The organism is Nocardioides sp. CPCC 206348, assembly GCF_048654705.1.
GTDB lineage: Bacteria > Actinomycetota > Actinomycetes > Propionibacteriales > Nocardioidaceae > Nocardioides.
On sequence record NZ_JBMCZA010000209.1, the window covers coordinates 27,897 to 31,814 of the forward strand.

General features: G+C 71.2%; 4 protein-coding genes. All 4 read left to right on the forward strand.

Annotated features, from left to right (window positions below; all coding sequences use genetic code 11):
* A partial coding sequence (locus tag ACOADB_RS20735; protein ID WP_378602894.1) for a C40 family peptidase occupies window positions 1-651 on the forward strand: 651 nt, incomplete at its 5' end.
* A gap of 23 nt (window positions 652-674) precedes the next feature.
* Entirely contained in the window at window positions 675-2,654 is a 1,980-nt protein-coding gene (locus ACOADB_RS20740) for an acyl-CoA dehydrogenase (RefSeq protein WP_378602897.1), read from the forward strand.
* Window positions 2,651-3,334 carry a methyltransferase domain-containing protein gene (locus ACOADB_RS20745; RefSeq protein ID WP_378602900.1) on the forward strand — a complete coding sequence of 228 codons (684 nt, stop codon included), beginning with the start codon at window positions 2,651-2,653 and terminating at the stop codon, window positions 3,332-3,334. Before ACOADB_RS20740 ends, ACOADB_RS20745 begins: the two co-directional genes overlap by 4 nt.
* Window positions 3,331-3,897 (forward strand): TetR/AcrR family transcriptional regulator, encoded by a 567-nt coding sequence (locus ACOADB_RS20750; RefSeq protein ID WP_378602903.1) that lies wholly within the window; start codon window positions 3,331-3,333, stop codon window positions 3,895-3,897. Before ACOADB_RS20745 ends, ACOADB_RS20750 begins: the two co-directional genes overlap by 4 nt.
* Window positions 3,898-3,918: the final 21 nt, after the last annotated feature.

Genomic DNA, 3,918 nt, shown 5'->3' on the forward strand with positions numbered 1-3,918 from the left:
GCCGACGCCCTCGTCGCCCGGGACGAGGCCCAGGCCGCTGCCCGTACGGCGGCTGCGACCACGGCCCGCATCGAACGCCGCAAGACCCGGCTGGTCCGCACCCTCGCCCGGCTCGAGGGCGTGAGCGTCGCCCTGGCTGCCCGTCGCCAGGCTGCGCTGGAGGAGGAACGCCGGGCCGCGCGGGTTGCCCGGCGGGCCCCGGTCCGCAACACCCCCACGCCGCAGCCGAACGACCCCGGCCCGGCCGACCCGAAGCCGGCCGACCCCGGTCCGGCCCCGGAGCCCGGCAACGGCGCGCAGGCTGCCATCGCGTTCGCCCGCGCCCAGCTCGGCGAGCCGTACCGGTGGGGCGCCTCCGGCCCGAACGCGTGGGACTGCTCCGGCCTGACCGCCGAGGCCTGGGCAGCCGGGGGCAAGAGCCTCCCGCACTACTCCGTCGCCCAATACGACGTCTCCACGCCGATCTCCGAGGGCCAGCTCCGACCCGGCGACCTGGTGTTCTGGGGTGAGGGCAACGACCCCGGCTCGATCTACCACGTCGCCCTGTACGTCGGGAACGGCCAGATCATCCACGCCCCGCGCACCGGACGTCCCGTCACCCAGGAATCCCTCTACTACTGGCGCACGCCCGACTTCTTCGCGCGGCCCTGAGCCCGGTCCGTTAGGTTCAGCCCATGGCTGAGGAGACCACCGCGACCAAGCCCCCGGCACTCACCATCGATGTTCCCGGGCTGACCCGGGTGCTCGATGGAAAGTACGTCGACATGCGCACCCAGGTGCGGGCGTTGCTGCCGTCGTACGCCTCGGTCCTGGAGGACGCCGAGACGATGACCCGCGACGAGTTCCGCGAGCGGGTGCGCGAGGTCGTCCTCGAGATCGCCGCGACCGGCGCCCCCGGGGTGGGCTTCCCGAAGGAGTACGGCGGCGGGGAGGACATCGGCGCCTCGATCGCCGCGTTCGACACCCTCGCGTACGGCGACCTGTCGGTGCTCGTGAAGTTCGGCGTCCAGTTCGGCTTGTTCGGTGGCGCGATCCTCCAGCTCGGCACGAAGCGGCACCACGACGCGTACATCTCCGACCTCATCACCGGCAAGCTGTTCGGCTGCTTCGCCATGACCGAGACCGCCCACGGCAGCAACGTGCAGGCGCTCGGCACCCTGGCGACGTACGACGCCGCTGCGGGCGAGTTCGTGATCACGACCAGCACCCCCGAGGCCGGCAAGGACTACATCGGCAACGCCGCGAAGCATGCGCGGATGGCCGCGGTGTTCGCCCAGCTCGAGGTCAACGGTGAGGGCCATGGCGTGCACGCGTTCGTGGTGCCGATCCGCGACGAGTCGGGCAACACCCTGCCCGGCATCCGGATCGAGGACGACGGCCACAAGATGGGCCTCAACGGCGTCGACAACGGCCGGATCTGGTTCGACGGCGTGCGCGTCCCGCGGGAGGCGCTGCTCAACAGGTTCGCCGACGTGACCGAGGACGGCACGTACGTCAGCGAGATCGAGAGCGCGGGCCGCCGTTTCTTCACGATGCTCGGGACCCTCGTCCAGGGCCGGGTCTCGGTCGGCTCGGCCGCCGTCAGCACGGCGAAGGTGGCGCTGACGATCGCGGTGAGGTACGGCTTGCAGCGCCGACAGTTCGAGACCGGGAACGCCAAGGACGGCGAGCAGGCCGAGCAGCTGCTGCTCGACTACGGACTGCACCAGCGCCGGCTCTTCCCGCGCCTGGCCCGGACCTACGCCCTGCACTTCGCGCAGGAGGTGCTCGCGAGCCGGCTGCACGACGTCTTCTCGGGGATCACGCCGGACGAGGAGTCCCGTCGGCTGCTGGAGTCGCGGGCTGCCGGCACCAAGGCGCTGTCGACCTGGCTGGCCACCGACGTCATCCAGGAGTGCCGCGAGGCGTGTGGCGGCGCCGGCTACCTGTCCGTCAACCGGTTCGCGGCCCTCAAGGCCGACACGGACGTCTTCATGACCTTCGAGGGCGACAACCACGTCCTGCTGCAGCTGGTCGGCAAGGGCCTGCTCACCGACTACGCCAGCGACTTCTCCGACCTCGACCAGCTCGGGATGGTGAAGTTCGTGGCCAACCTCGCCGTCGAGACGGTGCTGGAGAAGACGCGCGTCCACAAGCTGCTCCAGCAGATCCGCGATGCCCTCCCGGACCGGGACGACACCTGGTACACCGACAGCGGCCTGCTCGACCCGAGCTACCACCTCGCCATGTTCCGGTTCCGCGAGGAGCACCGGATCGGCGGAGTTGCCAAGCGGCTCAAGCGGGGCGTGGAGTCCGGGATGAACCCGGGCGAGGTCTTCTCGCGGGTCCAGGACCACGTGATCTCCACGGCCAGGGCGCACGTCGAGCGGCTGGTCCTCGAAGCGTTCGCCGACAAGATCGATTCGCTTCCGGACGGCGACAACAAGCTCGCCCTCAACATGCTCTGCGACCTGTACGCACTGTCCAGCATCGAGGAGGACGCCGCCTGGTTCATGGAGCACGGTCGCCTCACCACGCAGCGCTCCAAGCAGATCACCCGCGAGATCGGGGACCTGTGCCGTCGGGTGCGTCCGGTCGCCGGCGACCTGGTCGACGCGTTCGCGGTGCCGACCGAGCTGCTGCGTGCACCGGCGCTCATCGGAGGCGAAGCGTGATCCGCAAGGCCGTCTCCCGGATCCCCGGCGTCGGGCAATGGGACGAGGACCCGCTCTGGGCGACGTTCTACGACTGGACCGTGGAGCACCCGCGCGCCGGTGGCGCCCTGTGGTGGGCCGGGATCAACAGCGACCTGACCCGCCTCTACAGGGCCGCCGCCGAGATCGGCGCACAACCCGCAGGCAAGCGGATCCTCGACATCCCCTGCGGCGGTGGCGTGGCCTTGCGTGGCCTCAAGCCCGGCCAGGGCGTTGAGTACGTCGCCGGCGACATCGCGCAGGCCATGCTGGACCGAACGATGCGGGCGGCCGAGGCGCGCGGGGTCGCCGACCAGGTCGTGCCCAGGATCGCCGACGTGGGCGACCTGCCGTTCGACACCGCCTCGTTCGACCTGGTCGTCACGTTCACCGGCCTGCACTGCTTCCCGGACCCGGCCCGCGCCGTGGTCGAGATGGCGCGCGTGCTCAAGCCGGGCGGCGTGCTCACCGGCAGCGCCCTGCTCAACGACACCGGGTGGCGCTTCGAGCCGATGCGACGGATCGGGCGGATCGCCAGCGTGCTCGGGCCGGGCTGCACGAGCAACGACCTCCGGGGCTGGCTCGCCGGACAGGGGATCGCGGACGTCGTACTCGAGAAGAGCGGAGCGATCGCCTACTTCCGGGGAGTCAAGCGCTCGTGAGGCGGTCCAGTGCCGCCCGGCGGGAGGCGATCTTCACGGCGTTGCGGGACCTGCTCCTGGCCAAGCCGTGGGGAGACGTCACCCTCGAGGCCGTCGCGACCGACGCCGGGGTGAGCCGCCAGACCCTCTACAACTCGTTCGGATCGCGCTACGGCCTGGCGCAGGCCTACACGATCGCCCTGGCCGATGCCCTGTGCGACCTGATCGCCGACACCCTCGAGGAGCACCGCGACGACCCCCGCGCCGGCCTCGAGGCCGCGCTGCAGATCTACCTCGAGGTGTCCGCGACCGACCCGCTCATCCAGCGCGTACGCGCCGGCGACGCCCACCCGGACCTCGTCCAGCTGGTGACCGCCGACGCCCACACGCTGCTGACCCACGTCGCCTCCCGGATCGAGGCCGCCGTACGGGCCTCCTGGCCCGCCGTCGACGCCGACCAGCGCCGCACGCTGGCGCGCACGGTCGCCCGGATCGCGGTCAGCTTCGTCTCGATGCCCCCGGAGTACGACGACAGCCCGGCCGCCATCGCAACCGGGCTGTCCTCACTGCTTGCTCCCCACTAGCGCGACTTGGGGTTTGTCACC

Excerpts from the sequence above, each read along its gene's own strand:
- ACOADB_RS20740 (WP_378602897.1), top strand. The coding sequence starts at position 675 with ATGGCTGAGGAGACCACCGCGACCAAGCCCCCGGCACTCACCATCGAT.